Source organism: Achromobacter sp. 1011811831, assembly GCF_059760905.1.
This window is the reverse complement of the sequence record NZ_JCBANG010000127.1, coordinates 1-13805: the sequence shown is the minus strand read 5'-3', so window position 1 is coordinate 13805 and position 13805 is coordinate 1. Positions and strand designations below refer to the sequence as shown.

General features: G+C 68.0%; 17 protein-coding genes. All 17 read right to left on the bottom strand.

The features are described from left to right. Positions 1 to 73: 73 nt before the first annotated feature. On the bottom strand, positions 74 to 454 hold the full coding sequence (locus AC6LJ9_RS28490) for a hypothetical protein (protein ID WP_498150164.1): 381 nt from the start codon (positions 452 to 454) through the stop codon (positions 74 to 76). A gap of 202 nt (positions 455 to 656) precedes the next feature. After that, complete coding sequence (locus tag AC6LJ9_RS28485; protein ID WP_498150163.1) at positions 657 to 1031, bottom strand: DUF4148 domain-containing protein; 375 nt, start codon at positions 1029 to 1031, stop codon at positions 657 to 659. A 337-nt stretch (positions 1032 to 1368) separates the two neighbouring features. Continuing rightward, positions 1369 to 1584 carry a SlyX family protein gene (locus tag AC6LJ9_RS28480; protein WP_103275990.1) on the bottom strand — a complete coding sequence of 72 codons (216 nt, stop codon included), beginning with the start codon at positions 1582 to 1584 and terminating at the stop codon, positions 1369 to 1371. Positions 1585 to 1592: 8 nt separating this feature from the next. Further along, positions 1593 to 2207, bottom strand: coding sequence for a nitrogen fixation protein NifQ (locus AC6LJ9_RS28475; RefSeq protein ID WP_498150162.1), 615 nt, complete (start codon positions 2205 to 2207; stop codon positions 1593 to 1595). A 119-nt stretch (positions 2208 to 2326) separates the two neighbouring features. Further along, a complete protein-coding gene (locus AC6LJ9_RS28470; RefSeq protein ID WP_498150161.1) occupies positions 2327 to 2755 on the bottom strand; it encodes a DUF3995 domain-containing protein in 429 nt (142 codons plus the stop codon). A gap of 237 nt (positions 2756 to 2992) precedes the next feature. Beyond that, the gene (gene cyoD, locus AC6LJ9_RS28465; protein ID WP_103275985.1) at positions 2993 to 3343 is read right to left on the bottom strand and encodes a cytochrome o ubiquinol oxidase subunit IV; all 351 of its coding nucleotides are present in this window, start codon (positions 3341 to 3343) and stop codon (positions 2993 to 2995) included. Next, positions 3343 to 3957, bottom strand: a complete 615-nt coding sequence (gene cyoC, locus AC6LJ9_RS28460) for a cytochrome o ubiquinol oxidase subunit III (protein ID WP_103275984.1) — start codon at positions 3955 to 3957, stop codon at positions 3343 to 3345. Before cyoC ends, cyoD begins: the two co-directional genes overlap by 1 nt. A gap of 3 nt (positions 3958 to 3960) precedes the next feature. Next, positions 3961 to 5937, bottom strand: a complete 1977-nt coding sequence (cyoB, locus tag AC6LJ9_RS28455; RefSeq protein WP_212320942.1) for a cytochrome o ubiquinol oxidase subunit I — start codon at positions 5935 to 5937, stop codon at positions 3961 to 3963. Positions 5938 to 5939: 2 nt separating this feature from the next. After that, positions 5940 to 6848: a ubiquinol oxidase subunit II gene (gene cyoA, locus AC6LJ9_RS28450; RefSeq protein WP_498150160.1), complete on the bottom strand. Its 909-nt coding sequence runs from the start codon at positions 6846 to 6848 to the stop codon at positions 5940 to 5942. Positions 6849 to 7072: 224 nt separating this feature from the next. Then, on the bottom strand, positions 7073 to 7624 hold the full coding sequence (locus AC6LJ9_RS28445) for a response regulator transcription factor (RefSeq protein ID WP_103275981.1): 552 nt from the start codon (positions 7622 to 7624) through the stop codon (positions 7073 to 7075). A 2-nt stretch (positions 7625 to 7626) separates the two neighbouring features. Next, positions 7627 to 8829: a HAMP domain-containing histidine kinase gene (locus tag AC6LJ9_RS28440; RefSeq protein ID WP_212320938.1), complete on the bottom strand. Its 1203-nt coding sequence runs from the start codon at positions 8827 to 8829 to the stop codon at positions 7627 to 7629. Between the two features lie 212 nt (positions 8830 to 9041). Next, positions 9042 to 9404 carry a DUF4148 domain-containing protein gene (locus AC6LJ9_RS28435; protein WP_498150159.1) on the bottom strand — a complete coding sequence of 121 codons (363 nt, stop codon included), beginning with the start codon at positions 9402 to 9404 and terminating at the stop codon, positions 9042 to 9044. 223 nt (positions 9405 to 9627) lie between these two features. Beyond that, complete coding sequence (locus AC6LJ9_RS28430) at positions 9628 to 10140, bottom strand: copper chaperone PCu(A)C (RefSeq protein WP_498150158.1); 513 nt, start codon at positions 10138 to 10140, stop codon at positions 9628 to 9630. 28 nt (positions 10141 to 10168) lie between these two features. Beyond that, positions 10169 to 10789, bottom strand: coding sequence for an SCO family protein (locus AC6LJ9_RS28425; RefSeq protein ID WP_498150157.1), 621 nt, complete (start codon positions 10787 to 10789; stop codon positions 10169 to 10171). A gap of 64 nt (positions 10790 to 10853) precedes the next feature. Further along, the gene (locus AC6LJ9_RS28420; protein ID WP_498150156.1) at positions 10854 to 11276 is read right to left on the bottom strand and encodes a DUF2946 family protein; all 423 of its coding nucleotides are present in this window, start codon (positions 11274 to 11276) and stop codon (positions 10854 to 10856) included. Positions 11277 to 11352: 76 nt separating this feature from the next. Next, on the bottom strand, positions 11353 to 12876 hold the full coding sequence (locus tag AC6LJ9_RS28415) for an acyl-CoA-binding protein (protein WP_498150155.1): 1524 nt from the start codon (positions 12874 to 12876) through the stop codon (positions 11353 to 11355). Then, positions 12866 to 13805: MASE1 domain-containing protein (locus AC6LJ9_RS28410; RefSeq protein WP_498150154.1), on the bottom strand; the 940-nt coding region annotated here is incomplete at its 5' end. The genes AC6LJ9_RS28410 and AC6LJ9_RS28415, both read right to left, overlap by 11 nt.

Genomic DNA, 13805 nt, shown 5'->3' with positions numbered 1-13805 from the left:
GGTCTGTGGACCGGGCGGCGTTTTGTCATTCACGGGGCCGGTTCCGCGCGAGGCGCGGGCGGCCCGGCCAGCCTTAGTTGCTGCTGGCCTTCCAGCTGCCGTCGGGCTGCTTGCAGAACCAGAACTTCCAGGACTCGGTGGTGTTGGCCCGCGCGAAATCGCCTTCCAGGAAGCGGCAGGCGCGATCGTCCTTGAGCTTGGTGGTCTGCGTCGGGGTGAGCTTGACCGTGATCGGCGGCGTGGCCTTGCGCTTGGGCACGCTGGACCAGTTGGTGCTCTGGCCGTCGGCGGAGTTGTTCAGCGCGTCGGCGACCGCCTGGTGGAACGAAGGCTGGTCGGCCTTGGGGATCTGCGTGATCAGCGCATGGTTGAGCATCACGGCGGGCGCGGCCACGGCGGCCTGAGCCAGGCCGAGGGCGATCGCCGCCGAGGCGAGAACGCGGGTGTATCTCAAGATGGGCTCCCGGATAATGTAGAACCGCTATTGTCCTACACCTGCCGGGGACGGGGCCACGATCTCGCGATTCTTTTGCCGGGTTGGGCGCGTCGTGCGGCCTGAGGGCAAAAAAATGCCGCCCCGGAACCGCGGGCGGCGAAATACAACACGGGGGAGGGTTGTTGGTTGCGGGGCGAGGCGGGCGGCGCCCGCCGGTGACTCATTCGCCGTGATAGACGCCGGAGAACGGCATGTCGTTGGGTTCGACGTTCGACACCTGGCCGGCGATCCTGGCGCTGGCCAGATCGGCTTCGACCTGGGCGCGGCTGGGGCCGTTGTACGGGGTGCCGTAGACGCCGGCGAAGGGCGTGTCGTTGGGCTCGACGTTCCAGACCTGGCCGGCCGCCTTGGCGGCAGCCTTGGCCGCGGCCAGCTCGGCCTGCACCTGGGCGCGGCTCGGGCCTTCATACGGCGTGCCGTAGACGCCCTGGAACGGCACGTTGTTCGGTTCGATGTTGGGCGAGGCGTGGGCGGCGGCGCCCAGCGCGGCCAGCGAGAACATCAGGGCGGTTGCGAAAGTCTTGGTGGTGTTCATGGTGCTTCTCCTATTTGTAGAGCCGGGGGGAGCGAATCCGGCGGCCTTCCGTCGTGGTTCGTTGTTGTTTCCGGTTGAATGAATGATGCGCCGATCCTGGATCCGGATAAACCCGTATATTCAAAAAGCATATTTCCACCAACGGGATAATTTATTTGTTTTCGTTGGATAGGCTTCATCAATGGCGGCGATAGGGGCGTGCGTAAGCCGCCGGACATGCCAGCTGATGAGCGGACCAGGCGTGGGAATCGGAGCGGGAATGGGCCGGACGCGATCGTCCGGCACGGCGCAGGCGCGGCACGGGCCCGCCTTGCGCGGGCGCGCCGGCAGCGGGCGGTCAGTAGTGCGGCGGCAGTTCGTCGCGCAGGCTGCGGAAGGCGGCGCCTTCGGGCTGCTGTTGCTGGCGCAGGTCGGCCAGCTCGCGCGCCAGCCGTTCCATCTGCTGTTGCTGGCGGACGATGATCTGGTTGAGCTGCTCCAGCATGTCGTCGGCGAAGCTGGCCTTGATCTCGAGTTCCGTCAGGCGGCGTTCAATGTCTTGCGTCGTGTCCATGGCGGGTATTAGAACCGATTCCCGGCGCCGCCATAGCAATGGCCATAGTCCTCGCAGCCCGGACAGCCGGGCGCGGCGGCGGGCGGCAGCCCGGCATGTTCGCAGGCGGCATAGGCCAGGTACTGCTTCCAGCGCAGGTTGCGCACGTTGCGCGCCGCCAGCCCGGGATAGTGGCGCGTCAGCAGGGCGGTCACGTCCTCGCGGCCGGACAGGCCCAGGTCGCGCCACAGGTGGTCGGGGCGCAGGCAGGCGCGTGTGAGCACGCTGCTGACCAGCGGCGTCGTGTCGAGCTCGGGCGCGCTCCAGGTTTCCAGCAGCACGCGCAGCAGCAGTGAAAAACCGGGCTGCGGATCGTCCAGCCCGCGCGCCTCGTAGGCCTGGAGCTGCGGCCGCAGCGTTTGCAGTTCCGCGCCGGTGTCCTCCAGCGCGCCGGGAAACAGGGTTTCGAGCAGCGCGCGCAGCTCCGCCGGCGGCAGGCCGCTGCGGCCGGGATCGCCCAGCGCCAGGCTCTTGCCCAGCACCGTGGCGAAGAAAGCGGCGTCGGGATCGCCGGGCTGCGCGTGGCGCAGCAGCGTACAGGCCAGTAGGCGGGAGGACTCGTCGGCGACCAGGGCGTGATCCATGAGGGGCGGCTACGGAAAGGGAAGGCGGGAGCGGAGCGGGATATTGAAGGTGTTAACCAATCGTTGTGTCGCAGAATATATAACGAATCGATCGGGCGTCGCGGGGCCGGGCGACATCATCAAGCCAGCGGCCAGGACGCGGCCAGCGTGCCGGCGGCCAGCAGCAGGCACAGCGGCGAATAGACGCGCGTGTCCAGGCGCGCGAAGGGGTTGCCGCCCTTGCGCTTGAAGAATCCGACGTAGCCGAAGTCGCCGATGGCGCGGGCCAGCAGGCCCAGCGCCAGCGCGGCGCCGGCCCAGCGCGTCCAGCGTGCGGCGCCGGCCAGGGGCAGCAGGCCGGCGTTGAACGCGACCAGCGCGGCGCAGGCAAGCAGCGCCGTGCCGACGGCGGCGGTGCCCGCGGCCGACGGGCGGAACAGCGGCGAGCCGTCCTGGCGCGTCGGAATCGCGGCGCCGTGCGCCAGCTTGCCGCCGGCCGCCCAGTACAGGTGCCAGAGGCCCAGGATGACGAAGATGGCGCTGGTGAGCGTATAGGCCAGGGTGGTCATGCTTGCGTGTGTTCCGGTGGTGGCGTGGTGAAGGCGGGACCGGGCGGCGGTATCCGCGCATCCAGCAGCCGGGAAATCAGCCGGCAGCATACCGGCAAGCCGGCGGATCCCGACAAGGATCCGGACAAGTGCGGCGCGGGCTCGGCCCAGGCGCGTCTCGCGGCGAAAAAAAAGCGGATGCCGCGAGGCATCCGCTTTTTTACGCCGTCCGCGCGCAAGCGCGGCACGGGACGCGATTTACATCGCGTGGCCCATGTTGACGTTCATGTTGTACAGCACCCAGGCCGAACCGCCGACGATGATGGCGATGATCATCACGGTGAACAGGAACGTGGCCAGGTTGTCGCGGGCGGACTTGGAGGCGCCCATGTGCAGGAAGTACACCAGCTGCACCAGCAGCTGGAGCACGCACAGCGCCACCACGCCGATGATGGTGACGGTGTGCGACAGCGCGCCGTGCATCACCAGGCCGAAGGAGCCGAAGGTGAGGAGCAGCGACAGCACGAACCCGGTGATGTAGGACTTCAGGGTGCCGTGGTCGGCGGCGTGGTCGTCGTGGCCGTGAGCGGCCGCAGCGGAGTGCGACATCAGATGGCTCCCATGAGATAGACGAAGGTGAAGACGCAGATCCAGACGATGTCCAGGAAGTGCCAGAACAGGCTCAGGCACGCCAGGCGACGCTTGTTGATCGAGTCCAGGCCGTGGCGGCGGATCATGTCGATCATGACGATGATCCAGATCAGGCCGAAGGTCACGTGCAGGCCGTGCGTGCCGATCAGCGTGAAGAACGCCGACAGGTACGCGCTGCGGCCCGGGCCGGCGCCTTCAGTGATCAGGTGATGGAATTCATAGACTTCCATCGCGATGAAGCCCGCGCCGAACAGGAACGTGACCATCAACCAGCCCATCGCGCGGGACTTGTTGTTGGCGTGTACGTTCAGGTTCGCCATGCCGAAGGTGAAGCTCGAGAACAGCAGCAGCAGGGTTTCGACCAGCACGAACTTCAGGTCGAACAGCTCCTTGCCGGTGGGGCCGCCCGCCGTGGCGTTGGCCAGCACGGCGAAGGTGGCGAACAGCACCGAGAAGATGAGCAGGTCGCTCATGAGATAGACCCAGAAACCGAATACGGTCTTGGAGCCATCGTCATGGTGCGCGTGATCGTCGTGACCCGCGTGGGGGTGGGTGGCAACAGCTTGGATCATGGCTCAGGCGGCCTTCTGCATTTTGTCAAAGTGAGCGTTCTCGATGCGTTCGACTTCCGCGGCCGGGACCCAGTAGTCGACGTCGCGGTCATAGGCGCGAACGATGAACGAACCGATCATGCCGACGAAGCCGACGATCGACAGCCACCAGATGTGCCAGATCAGGGCAAAGCACATGACCAGGCCAAAGGCGCCGATGAATACGCCGGCGGCGGTGTTCTTCGGCATGTGGATGTCTTCGTACTTGGCCGGGCGCTTGTAGGCCTTGCCGCTCTGCTTGTCTTCCCAGAACTGGTCCAGCTCGTTAACCTGCGGCACGTGGGCGAAGTTGTAGAAAGGAGCCGGCGAGGAGATGGCCCATTCCAGCGTGCGGCCATCCCAGGGATCGCCGGTCACGTCCTGGTTCTGCTTGCGCTGGCGGACCGACACGAACACCTGCTGCAGCAGGAACCAGATGCCCAGCATGATCAGCGCGGCGCCGGCCAGGGCGACCAGCAGATAGGGTTGCCATTCGGGGTTGTCGTAGTGGTTCAGGCGACGCGTCATGCCCTTGAAGCCCAGGATGTACAGGGGCATGAAGGCCAGGAAGAAGCCGACGAACCAGCAGTAGAACGAATAGCGGCCCAGGCGCTCGTTGAGCGTGAAGCCGAAGGCCTTGGGGAACCAGTAGGTCATGCCGGCGATGCAGCCGAAAACCACGCCGCCGATGATGGTGTTGTGGAAGTGCGCGATCAGGAACAGGCTGTTGTGCAGCACGAACGACACGCCGGGGATGGCCAGCATCACGCCGGTCATGCCGCCGATGACGAACACGATCATGAAGCCCAGCGTCCACAGCACCGGCGTGGTGATGCGCAGGCGGCCGCGGTAGATGGTGAACAGCCAGTTGAAGATCTTGGCCCCGGTCGGGATCGAGATGATCATTGTCGCTATGCCGAAGAAGGCATTGACGTCGGCTCCCGCGCCCATGGTGAAGAAGTGGTGCAGCCAGACCAGGAACGACAGCACGCCGATGGCGGCCGTTGCGTAGACCATGGACTTGTAGCCGAACAGCGTCTTGCGGGCGAAGGTGGCGACCACTTCCGAGTACACGCCGAAAGCCGGCAGCACCAGGATGTAGACCTCGGGGTGGCCCCAGATCCAGATCAGGTTCACGTACATCATGACGTTGCCGCCCATGTCGTTCGTGAAGAAGTGCGTGCCCAGGTAGCGGTCGGCGGTCAGCAGCGCGAGCGTGGCGGCCAGCACGGGGAAGGCGGCGACGATCAGGACGTTGGTGACCAGCGAGGTCCAGGTGAAGATCGGCATCTTCATCAGGCTCATGCCCGGCGCGCGCATGCGCAGGATGGTCACGATGAAGTTGATGCCGGAAAGCGTGGTCCCCAGGCCGGATATCTGCAAGGCCCAGATGTAGTAGTCCACCCCGACGCTAGGGCTGTAGTCCAGCCCGGACAGCGGCGGATAGGCCAGCCAGCCGGTGGCGGCGAACTCGCCCACGAACAGCGAGACCATCATCAGCACGACGCCGGCGCCGAACAGCCAGAAGCTCAGCGAGTTCAGGAACGGGTAGGCCACGTCGCGGGCGCCGATCTGCAGCGGCACCACGATGTTCATCAGCCCGGTGATGAAGGGCATCGCCATGAAGAAGATCATGATGACGCCGTGGGCGGTGAAGATCTGGTCGTAGTGGTGCGGAGGCAGGAAGCCGGCGGAATCGGCCGAGGCCACCGCCAGCTGGGTGCGCATCATGATGGCGTCGGCGAAGCCGCGCAGCAGCATGATCAGGGCGACGATGATGTACATCACGCCGATGCGCTTGTGGTCGACGGAGGTCAGCCATTCCGTCCACAGGTACTTCCACTTGCCGAAGTAGGTGATGGCGCCGAAGAGCGCGAGGCCCCCCAGGCACACGGCGGCCAGCGTAACCATGACGATGGGTTCATGGTACGGAATGGCCTCTAGGGTGAGTTTCCCGAACATTGTCAGTTGATTCCTGCGATCAGATTATTCGACGTGGGGGTGCACGTGGCGTCTTCCACGCCTGCCATCTTGGACATGGTCTTGCCCAGGATGAAATCGAACATGGCGGGCGGCACCGAGGCGTATTTCACGACCGGGTTGCGCTCGCTGCGCTTGGTCAGCTCCTGGTAGACCTCGGGCGTCAGCGCCTGGGGCGCGGCCTTGGCTTGCTTGACCCATTCGTCGAAGCCTTCCTGCGAGGTGGCGATGGCCTTGAAGCGCATGCCGGAGAAGCCGCCGCCGCTGTAGTTGGCGGAAATGCCGGCGTAGGTGCCGGGTTCGCGCGCGTTCAGGTGCAGCTTGGTTTCCATGCCCGCCATCGAATAGATCTGGCTGCCGAGCTGGGGAATGAAGAACGAGTTCATCACCGAGGCCGAGGTGATGCGGAAGTTCACCGGCACGTCCACGGGGAAGGCGATCTCATTGACCGTCGCGATGTCGTAGTCGGGGTAGATGAAGAGCCACTTCCAGTCCAGCGACACCACCTCGATGGTGACCGGCTTGTGCTCCGACACCAGGGGCTTGTACGGGTCCAGCGCATGGGTCGAACGCCAGGTGATCACGGCCAGGATCGTGACGATGATCAGGGGAACGGTCCAGACCACGACCTCGATGGCGGTGGAGTGGGCCCACTTGGGCTGGTAAACGGCTTTGGTGTTGGACGCGCGGTATTTCCAGGCGAAGCCCACAATCATGAAAAGGACGGGAATCACGACGATGAGCATGAGCCCGGTGGCCGTGAGCAGGAGCGTCTTTTCCTGGGCGCCAATGTCTCCCTTGGGGGAGAGGATTTCCATGTTGCAGCCGCCAAGCAGCATGACCGCGCCGACGCCGAGAATGCGCGTAAGGGTCGCAAGGAGGGGGTGTTTCACGTACAGCCTTGGATGGAAGGTGGAAGATGCTGCAGCGCAGCAGACGGTATGCTGCGAGGCAGCAACCTCCATCCTATCGACTTGATCTGGGTCAAGCCTGCGACGAATGGTCGCATTGCCCTGGGTGGCGCCAGCCCCATATTGCGGGATTCAGGGTTTTCCCAGGGAGCGGCGCGGCTGTAGCGACGGTGGATGGGTGCGACGATATGTCGCACCTGCACAAATCAATCCAGCAACACTTCGCGTTCCGGCCCCGGTTTCTTGGCCAGCTTGCGCTGCAGGGAGCGCCGGTGCATGCCCAGCAGGCGGGCGGCGGCCGAGACGTTGCCGCCGGTTTCGTGCAGCGCCTGGTGGATATGTTCCCATTCCAGCCGGTGCAGCGGGGTCATGGTGGCCTCGATCTCGACGCTTTCCGGCTTCACCAGGCCCAGGGTGCGCAGGATCATGGGGGCGGTGGCCGGCTTGGGCAGGTAGTCGTCGGCGCCGCGCTTGATCGCCTCGACCGCCGTGGCCACGCTGGCGTAGCCGGTGACCAGCAGGATCCGCATGTCGGCGCGCAGCGCACGAAGGGGACGGATCAGGGTCAGGCCCGAGTCCTCGCCCAGGCGCAGGTCCACCAGGGCGAAGGCCGGCCGGATCTCCTCGGCCACGCGCAGCGCCTCGGCGATGCCGGTGGCGGTGCGGGTTTCCAGGCCGCGACGCGAAAGGCTGCGCTGCAGGGTGCGCACATACAGCTCGTCGTCGTCGATCAGCAGGCCAAGGTCGGTAGGGTTCATAGTCAGGTCCCGGAAGTGCCGAGAGGCAGATAGAAACGGATGCGGGTGCCCCCGTCTTCGGCGGCCGTCATGGTCATTTCGCCGCCCAGCTGCTCGACCGTGGCGTGCGACAGCGCCAGGCCCACGCCCAGGCCGCCCGGCTTGCCGCTGTTGAACAGGCTGGTGGCCGGCAGCAGGGTCTGGTCGGGATCGAAGCCCTGGCCGTAGTCCCGCACCTCGCCCCGCAGGGCACCGTAGCCATATTCCAGATGCAGGTCCACGCGCGGCGCGCCGGCGGCTTCGCCGGCGTCGGCGGCATTGTTCAGCAGCGCCTGCAGCAGGTGGGCGATGGCCGGATCCACCCGCAGGCTGGACGGCAGGCTGCCAGAGCGCTGCAGGTCGATGGTGGGCCGGATCAGGCGCCACTGGCCCACCACCCGGACCAGGTCCACGGCGGTTGGGACAGCCAGATTGCGGATGCGTTCCCGGCACAGCGCCAGCAGCTGGCTCAGCGTGGCCACGTCGGCGCGCAGGTCGGGATCCTTGACCTCGGCGGAGATCTCGTCGGCCAGCAGGGTCATGGTGGCCAGCGGCGTGTTCAGTTCGTGGGCCATCGCGGCGGCGTGCGTGGCCAGGGCCACGATGCCTTCATTGCGGGTGAAGCGCTCGCGCAGCCTGGCCAGCTCGCGCTCGCGGGCGCGCAGGTCGGCCGCCATGCGGGTCGAGAACACCAGCACCACCACCACGGAAATCAGGAAGTTGGCGCCCAGGCCCCACAGCAGCAGGGTGTGCGCGTCGATGCCGCCCTGCAGCGGCCGGCCGAACAGCGCGGCCAGCACATAGCCGCTGATGCCGGCCACGGCGGCGGCCAGCGCCCAGTTGCGCGGCAGCGCCAGCGCGGCCAGCGCCGTCAGGATCAGGAACATCATGCCGAACGGATTGCCGATGCCGCCGCTCCAGCCCACCATCCAGGCCAGTACCGCCATGTCGACCAGCAGGTGGGCGAAGGCCGTCACGTGGGACAGGTCGCGGCTGTGCCGCAGGCGCAGGATGGCATAGAGGTTGAAGCCGATCAGCACGCCCACGCCGGTCCACAATGGTTCCAGCGGCAGGTCCAGCCGCAGCAGGCTGCTGGCCAGCAGGATGGTGGCGGCCTGGCCCGCGATGGCGAGCCAGCGCAGGCTGCATAAGGTACGCAGGAATGAAAAGGCGGAACTACCGGGCATGTCCAGACACTGATGAGCCGGCGCTTCCTGCCGGCGGGTACGGGCGCCCGGCTGCGCCAAACGCTCGCGTCCGCGGGGCCGGCCGGGGGGGCCGGGCCATGCCCGGGCGCGGTCGGCGCGGGCGGCGGATGCGGGCTTATTGTAGGCGAATCACAGGGGGGCCGCCGGTCGGCGGGCCGGCCAGGCTGTCCCCGATAGCTGGCCTGCCGCGCTTACTGCATGCCGGCGGTGCCGCTGTGCGCCATCATGGGCGGCGGATAGTCTTCCTCGTCCGAGGCCATCTGGCCGGCGACCTGGGCCTGCTGCAGTTCCTGCTCGACCTGTGCGCGGCTTTCCGGCATGCCCGTCGCCGCGATGGCGGGCGGGTAGTCTTCCTGGCCGAACGAATACTGGCCGCTGGTCTTGGCCTGGGCCAGTTCGGCGGCGACCTGATCGGACGTCTTGGGCGCGGGCGCCGCGTAGCTGACGCGCCAGTCGCCGTAGAGATCGCGCTTGTACTGGGCCGGCTGCGCCTGCGCGGCGCCGGCGGCGGCCAGGCCCGCGCAGAGCCAGAGAGTGGCTGTTAGGGATTTCATGAAACGCTCCTTGCTGTCACAAAGCATGCGGCCTCGGAGCGAACCGGGCCGCGCCGTCGCCCGCGCGGCTGCCTGCGGGCGATTTCCCATTGCCGGTTGGACCGGCGGGCGGCAGTGGCGTTGCGTGGGGGACGGCGCGGTTACACAAGAAGCGTTTCAAGAATGCAGCAGAACTGTCGCGCCGCTTTCAGGGGGGCGGAGCGGCAGCGCCGCGGACGGGCGCCTACTTGGCCGGCGCGGCGTCGTGGCCGCCGGCGCCATGGCCGGTCGCGGCGGCGCCCAGCGGACGGGCGACGGCATCCACCGGCACGCGGCGCTGCTGATGCTTGTCGTCCTCGACCACCAGCGTCAGGGCGACGTGGTCGCCTTCCTTGATCTGGCCGGGCAGGTCGAGCAGCATGATGTGATAACCGCCGGGCTTGAGTTCGACCGCCTGCCCGGCGGGCAGGTCGATGCCGCTGACCTGGCGCATCTTCATCACGTTGTCCTGCATGGCCATTTCGTGGACTTCGGCATGCTTGGCCGCCTTGGACTCCACCGCCACCAGGCGGGCGGGCGTGGCCGAGGTCAGGCGCATGAAGACGCCGGTGGCGTGCTGGCTGGGCACGGTGGCGCGGACCCACGGGTCGTCGATTTTCAGGCTGGCTTCCTGCGCCAGGGAGGGGCCGGAGGCGGACAGCGCCAGCGTGCACAGGGCGAGCGCGGCCAGGGGCTTGAAGAATTTGATCGCTTGCATGATGTACTCCTGATTCAGTGCGGGTGGGTCAGATCACGGTGCGCAGGTCCTGCGCGCATTCCTCGGCGCTTTGCTGGTGGCGCAACGCCAGGCGCAGCTTGCCCTTGGCGTCGATCACATAGCTCAGCGCGGTGTGGTCCATGGTGTAGGAAGATCCCGTGGTGACCTTCTGGTAGAAGACCTTGAAGGATTGGGCGGCGGCGCGGGTCTGCTCGGCGTTGCCGCGCAGGCCGACGAATTCCGGGTCGAAGGCCTGGGTATAGGCCTTCAGGATCTCGGTGGTGTCGCGCTCGGGGTCCACGGTGATGAACAGCACGCGCAGCTTGCCGGCGTCGGCGCCCAGCAGGCGCTTGATCTCGGTGGCGCGCGTGAGCGCCGTGGGGCAGACGTCCGGGCATTGGGTGAAGCCGAAGAACAGCAGCACGGCCTGGCCACGGTAGTCGGCCAGCCGGCGCTCGCGGTCCTCGGTGTCACGCAGCTGGAAATCGCCGGTGGGCATGCCGGACAGGTCCATGCCGTTGAGCTTGGGCGTTTCCTGGCCGCAGGCGGCCAGGGTCATGAGGCCGGCCGCGGACAGCAGCAGCCGGCGGCGCCGCGTATCGGGCGCGCGTGCCGCGCCTGCCGGCGCGGACGGAATCGGGGAAAGCATTGAAAACCTCGGGTCGGACGGTTCGACGGGGCGCGCGGCGACAGGGCCGCGCGGTCGGTACGGGTCAGGCCAGGGGAGGTGGAGCCCGCGAGCCCAGCGGCGGGCCGTGGGCGACTGTCGCGGGCAGGGGCGGTTGCGCGGGTTGCGCCGTCGGCGTCGTGTCGGCCGGCAGCGGCAGGGGAGTCAGGGAGAACGCGGGCGCGGGCGTCAGGTGCGCCAGCAGCCCGAACGGGCATTGCGCGCCGGTCTGCGCGCCATGCGCGGGCTTGCCGTCCTTGAGCGCGATCAGCGCCGCGCTCAGCGCGGCAGGCGCCCCTGCGGCGGTGCAGAACGTGACCTCGAAGCGGCCGGCGCCCAGGGCGCGGGCGTCGGGCATGTAGCCCGCCGGCACCAGCGCGCGCAGCAGCAGCGCCATCAGCGCCAGCCATAGCACCAGGCGGCCGCGGGTGGCGGTCCGGTTGCGGGGCGGGGCGTTGTGGCGGGACATGGCCGTATTCTAGGGCGGTTTTCGTGGCGGTAGTTTGCGCCGGGCCGTGTTGGCGTCGTATATGGGCGAGCCGGCGTCAGGCGTCCGCGTCCAGCCGCCGCACCAGGGCGATATAGCGCCGCCGCGCCTGGTCGGCGGGCAGGCCCGCCAGCAGCCGCCAGGCGGCGTGGCGCACCTGGGCACGGGCATCGGCGTGCGCGGGCGGCTCGGGCGGGGCGTCGCCTTGCCGGACCTGCCATTCATATGCCTGCAGCCGGATTTGCACGGCGGCCGATGGCGGCTGTTGCAGCGTGCGCAGTTCGATCATGGCGGCCTCGAAGGCGTCGGCCAGTTCCTCGGCAGGGATCGCCAGCGTCTGCGGATCCATGGCGTCGGCCTCCGGCTCCGCGCCGCTGGCGGCCGCCAGCTTGCGCCACAGCGCGTCCGCGCGCGGCGGATCATCGGCCACGGAATTGACGCGGGTGATGACATTGGCGCGCAGCCGCAGCGTATGTGTCGCGCCGCTTTCCTGCAGGCCGGGACCGTCCTGGACCTGGAAGCGCAGCGGCATGGCGAAAGCGCGGCCGCGCAGCTCCGGCGCGCCGACCTCGAGGATGCGCAGCGTGTTGCGCGAATAGTCCATCAGCCGGGAGAACAGATCGATCAGCGCGCTTTTTCCCCGATAGACACCGCTGAGCGGGCTGTCGCCTTCCTCGGTCCAGACCACGTTGTCGGCGAACAGGGGGAACAGGGTCTCGAACTCGCCCGCCCGCAGCGACTCGCGGTAGGCCGTCAGCAGGCGTTGCGCGTCCTCGCCGTCCAGCGATTGCAGCCGGCTCGGCTGGGGAGCTTCGGCGGCCCGGTCCATGAAGCTCAGCACCTCCGCCGCGACGCGGTCGCGGTCATTGTCCACGCAGATCATGTGATAGCTGTTGTCCAGCAGGACCAGGCGGCTGTCCGCGATGCCCTCGCGCAGGAAGCGCGCCGACCGCGCCGAGGTCAGCTCGTCCTCGTGCGCGTGCATGATCAGCGTCGGACAGGCGATGGCGTCCAGGCCGCGCATGACCCAGCCGCGCAGCCGGTCGACCTCCTGCACGCAGGACAGGGGCACCCAGCGGTAGTGGAAGTTCTCGCCGCGCTCGAACTTGGCCTTGACGATGGAGCGGACCAGCTCGTTCTTCAGGCCATAAGGCTCTTCCTCTTCGACCCGCATGCCGGCGGCCAGTCCGGGAATGCGGTAGACCAGGTGGCGCAGGCCGCGATACCAGGGCGTGCTCCAGCCGTCGATGAACACGGGGGCGGCCAGCGACACCAGCCTGCCCTTGCGGTGGTTTTCGCGCTTGCACAGTTCCACCGCCAGCAGCCCGCCCAGGCACATGCCCATGACGTGCAGCGTGTCGTGGCGACCGGCCACTTCGCGGTATTTCGCGGTGACGGCGTCGAGCCAGGATTCCGCGCGCACGCCGATCAGGTCTTCCGGCGTGGCGCCGTGGCCGGGCAGCGTCAGGGCATGGGTCTCCACGCCGGCGCGCTTGAGGACCTTGTGCATGGCCCCCAGGTCGTACTGCGTGCCGCCCAGCCCGTGGATGAGCAGGGCGCCGGTGTCGGTGTCAGCGGACATCGCCTGTTCCTGGCTCCAGCTCGCCGAGCCGCCACATGCCGGCCACCACGGCGACGCTGCCATCGAAATCGGCCAGCGGCGATCCCTTGTCGCTGATCAGCCGCCAGCCGCCCGCGCCATGCGCCAGCCGGAACAGCAGCGGCGTCATGTCCTGCGTGCCGGCGCGGCGCGCGGCCCAGTGCAGCGACAGGCGGGCGCGATCATCTGGATGGGCCCGCGCCAGCAGCGCATCCAGGTCGCGTATCGCGTCGGCCGGCGCACCCAGCGCCGCCTGCACGTCGCCGGCCAGTTCCAGCGAGCCGTCTTGCGGGTTGTAGCGGTACATCAGCTGATGGCTGCCGGCCAGCGCCAGCTCGAAGCGGCCGCGCCATTGCTCGGCGCGCTCCAGCGACTGGGCGCGCGCGCTGCGCAGGGTGTTCACCAGCAGGACCAGCAGCGCCGTGGCCGCCAGGTAGGCCTGCGTGGCCAGCAGCGCCTGCCAGGGGTTGTCGGGGGTGACGAACGGCCCTTCGCCCTGGCCGCTCTGGTAGAGCACCATGAACGCCAGCGTGACCACGGCCAGCGAACCGCCCAGTGGTCCCCAGACCAGGGCGACCAGCACCGCGAACACCAGCGGCAGATAGGTCAGCTCGAAGGTGACGACATAAGGCAGGTTACGGATCATGTCGCCGTCGAAGGTCATGAAGGCGGCGCCGATCAGCAGCGCGTAGGCGACGGCGCCCAGCGCCAGGTCACGCGCGCGCGGGCCGCCGGAACGGCGCGGCCGGAAATGCGCCAGGCCCAGGAGCGCCGGCGTCATGATGAGCACGCCGGCCAGGTAGGACGAGACCCAGTTGCGCAGCCGCAGCAGCGCGTGCGCCTCGTGCGCCAGCCAGAGCCAGCCGCCGCCCAGCAGCGCGCTGCTGGCCGCGCCCGCGACGGCCCCGGCC

What these genes read in the sequence shown, in the direction of transcription:
- AC6LJ9_RS28485 (WP_498150163.1), bottom strand. Translation starts at nt 1,031, where the DNA reads ATGAACACCACCAAGACTTTCGCAACCGCCCTGATGTTCTCGCTGGCC.
- AC6LJ9_RS28480 (WP_103275990.1), bottom strand. Translation starts at nt 1,584, where the DNA reads ATGGACACGACGCAAGACATTGAACGCCGCCTGACGGAACTCGAGATC.
- AC6LJ9_RS28475 (WP_498150162.1), bottom strand. Translation starts at nt 2,207, where the DNA reads ATGGATCACGCCCTGGTCGCCGACGAGTCCTCCCGCCTACTGGCCTGT.
- AC6LJ9_RS28470 (WP_498150161.1), bottom strand. Translation starts at nt 2,755, where the DNA reads ATGACCACCCTGGCCTATACGCTCACCAGCGCCATCTTCGTCATCCTG.
- cyoD (WP_103275985.1), bottom strand. Translation starts at nt 3,343, where the DNA reads ATGTCGCACTCCGCTGCGGCCGCTCACGGCCACGACGACCACGCCGCC.
- cyoC (WP_103275984.1), bottom strand. Translation starts at nt 3,957, where the DNA reads ATGATCCAAGCTGTTGCCACCCACCCCCACGCGGGTCACGACGATCAC.
- cyoB (WP_212320942.1), bottom strand. Translation starts at nt 5,937, where the DNA reads ATGTTCGGGAAACTCACCCTAGAGGCCATTCCGTACCATGAACCCATC.
- AC6LJ9_RS28445 (WP_103275981.1), bottom strand. Translation starts at nt 7,624, where the DNA reads ATGAACCCTACCGACCTTGGCCTGCTGATCGACGACGACGAGCTGTAT.
- AC6LJ9_RS28440 (WP_212320938.1), bottom strand. Translation starts at nt 8,829, where the DNA reads ATGCCCGGTAGTTCCGCCTTTTCATTCCTGCGTACCTTATGCAGCCTG.
- AC6LJ9_RS28435 (WP_498150159.1), bottom strand. Translation starts at nt 9,404, where the DNA reads ATGAAATCCCTAACAGCCACTCTCTGGCTCTGCGCGGGCCTGGCCGCC.
- AC6LJ9_RS28430 (WP_498150158.1), bottom strand. Translation starts at nt 10,140, where the DNA reads ATGCAAGCGATCAAATTCTTCAAGCCCCTGGCCGCGCTCGCCCTGTGC.
- AC6LJ9_RS28425 (WP_498150157.1), bottom strand. Translation starts at nt 10,789, where the DNA reads ATGCTTTCCCCGATTCCGTCCGCGCCGGCAGGCGCGGCACGCGCGCCC.
- AC6LJ9_RS28420 (WP_498150156.1), bottom strand. Translation starts at nt 11,276, where the DNA reads ATGTCCCGCCACAACGCCCCGCCCCGCAACCGGACCGCCACCCGCGGC.
- AC6LJ9_RS28415 (WP_498150155.1), bottom strand. Translation starts at nt 12,876, where the DNA reads ATGTCCGCTGACACCGACACCGGCGCCCTGCTCATCCACGGGCTGGGC.